The following is a 2,469-nucleotide window of genomic DNA, read 5'->3' on the forward strand; positions in this document are numbered from 1 at the left end:
TTGATGATGTGGCGGATTGTTGCCGTGAGGTGCCTCAATCGAATTGCGGGCGACGACTGCGATTGCGCCCTTCGGCCTTGCACTTGCGGGTTGAAAGGACGGTAGTGTCAAGCCGCCGCCGGACGAGGCAGAGCGGCCCTCGCTTCGCCTGAAATCCCTCGGACCGCGATCAACATCCGCCTGCCCCTGCGAGTGGAAAAATTGTTCGTCACGGCCGCACCGAAGGGCCGATCGTTCCTTTCCCGGCCATCCGAAGTCGATAAGACTAGCGCGCAATGACGGCGGCTACGGTCGCGCAAGAGTGCCTGCATGTTCAATCGGCTGGGTTTTTCGGACGGAAACTTCAAGCAACATCCGGAAAGCACTGGGAAAGGAACTTGAAATGCCCAGAATAGTGCCTGTGCTCGATCTGAGCCGTCTTGGACAAGGCGCGTCGGAACGCCGGACATTTCTGGCGGATCTTCGTTCCGCGTCGCGCGACATCGGCTTTTTCTATCTGGCCGGGCATGGCATCTCATGGACGGAGATCAGCGAAGTGCTGACCGCATCGCGCCAGTTCTTTGCCTTGCCCGAGGCCGACAAGCTGGCGATCGAGATGGTCAAGTCCTCGCAGTTTCGCGGCTACACCCGTGCCGGCGGCGAACTCACCAAGGGCAGGGAAGACTGGCGCGAGCAACTGGACATCGGCGTCGAACGCGAGGCAATCGCGCAAGGGCCGGGAATTCCCGCCTGGACGCGGCTGCAGGGGCCGAACCAGTGGCCCGCGGCGCTGCCGGGTCTCAAGCCGGCACTGCTTGCCTGGCAGGGCAAGGTGACTGCCGTCGCGATCCGGCTGCTGAAAGCCTTCGCCCTGTCGCTCGATCAGCCCGAGGATGCCTTCGATCCGATCTACAGCGGCGAGCCCAACCATCGCATGAAGATCGTGCGCTACCCCGGCCGCGACGCTACCGGCGGCGACCAGGGTGTCGGCGCGCACAAGGATGGTGGCTTCCTGACGCTGCTGCTCCAGGATGACAATAAGGGGCTGCAGGTCGATTATGACGGCGTCTGGGTGGATGTGGACCCCATTCCCGGCACGCTCGTCGTCAACATCGGCGAATTGCTCGAACTGGCCTCCAACGGCTATTTGCGAGCCACGGTGCATCGCGTGGTGACGCCGCCCGCCGGCGTCGAGCGCATTTCGGTGCCGTTCTTCTTCAGTGCCAGGCTCGATGCGACGATTCCGCTGCTTGGCCTTTCCGAGGAACTGGCGGCGCAGGCGCGCGGGCCGGCCAGCGATCCGGACAATCCGCTGTTTCGCGATGTCGGAACCAATGTGCTGAAAAGCCGGCTGCGCTCGCATCCCGACGTCGCGCGGCGCCATTATGCGGATCTGCTCGTAGGGGAAAACCGGGTTGGCTGAGCTTCCTCGGTAAGAAAGCACAGGATTTTCGCCATTCTGCCCGATCTTTGGAAAACCATTCGTCGTATCTGTCCGGGAATCGGTCCAAAAGGGAATTATCCGCTCGGTGTTTTCCTCCCATTTCGCCGAGCGGTGTTCCCCTCTGAAGGTTATGACCTTCTTTTTGGCCGGGCCGGTTTCGCGCCCGGCCTTTTTCTGGCCACGTTGCGCGTTGCCGTCGCCGCGCTGATCCGGCAAGTTTCACCACAGCTCATTCGCCAGCCATCGTCCGCAGTCCCCTGGAAAGAAGGAGAGGTTTCATGACATCCGATGTCGCAGTGATCGCCGGTGCGGGTTCCGGTTTGAGCGCCTCGCTGACGCGCCTCCTCGCGAAGGAAGGGTTCAGCGTCGTTCTGGCCGCCCGCAACATTGAAAAGCTTGGTGCCTTGCAGGCCGAGACCGGCGCGCAGGCCGTGGCAACGGATGTTTCCGATGCCGCGTCGGTGGAGCACCTGTTCGATGTCGCCGACAAGGCCGGTCCGCTCTCGCTGGTGGTTTTCAACGCCAGCGGGCGCGCCCGCGGACCAATAGCCGAACTCGATCCCGAGGCCGTCCGTCAGGCTTTGCTGGTTGGTGCCTATGGCGGGTTCCTGGTTGGCCAGCAGGCGGCTCGCCGGCTTGTCGCGCGAGGATCGGGCTCGATCCTTTTCACCGGCGCGACGGCCAGCGTGAAGGGGTTCGCCGGCTCCGCCGGCTTTGCCATGCCAAAATTCGGCTTGCGCGGGCTGGTCCAGTCCATGGCTCGTGAACTGGCGCCGAAGAACATCCACGTCGCGCATTTCATCATCGATGGCGCCATTGCCTCGGCCGCGTCCGGTCAGGAGTCCGGGCCGCAGGATCGCCGGCTGTCCCCGGACGCGATCGCCAAGACCTATCTCTCCATCCATCGCCAGCACCGCAGCGCCTGGACCTGGGAGATGGAGCTCAGGCCCTGGGTTGAGACCTTCTGATGGGACGGGCGAGGTGCGACGTTCCGGGAGTCGACATTGCGTGGGGATATCACTATATAGCGGCGGCTCCGACCGGCG

At 63.3% G+C, this 2,469-nt stretch carries 2 protein-coding genes; both read left to right on the top strand.

Features of this window, described 5'->3' with window-relative positions; genetic code table 11:
• Nucleotides 1-382 precede the first annotated feature (382 nt).
• Nucleotides 383-1,402 (top strand): isopenicillin N synthase family dioxygenase, encoded by a 1,020-nt coding sequence (locus tag C1D09_RS04935; RefSeq protein ID WP_143973259.1) that lies wholly within the window; start codon nt 383-385, stop codon nt 1,400-1,402.
• Between the two features lie 299 nt (nt 1,403-1,701).
• The gene (locus C1D09_RS04940; protein ID WP_143973260.1) at nt 1,702-2,391 is read left to right on the top strand and encodes an SDR family NAD(P)-dependent oxidoreductase; all 690 of its coding nucleotides are present in this window, start codon (nt 1,702-1,704) and stop codon (nt 2,389-2,391) included.
• The last annotated feature ends 78 nt before the right edge of the window (nt 2,392-2,469 follow it).

It is taken from the genome of Mesorhizobium intechi (assembly GCF_002879535.1).
Lineage (GTDB): Bacteria > Pseudomonadota > Alphaproteobacteria > Rhizobiales > Rhizobiaceae > Mesorhizobium > Mesorhizobium intechi.

Coding starts and splice junctions, on each gene's coding strand:
- C1D09_RS04935 (WP_143973259.1), top strand. CDS start 383: ATGCCCAGAATAGTGCCTGTGCTCGATCTGAGCCGTCTTGGACAAGGC.
- C1D09_RS04940 (WP_143973260.1), top strand. CDS start 1,702: ATGACATCCGATGTCGCAGTGATCGCCGGTGCGGGTTCCGGTTTGAGC.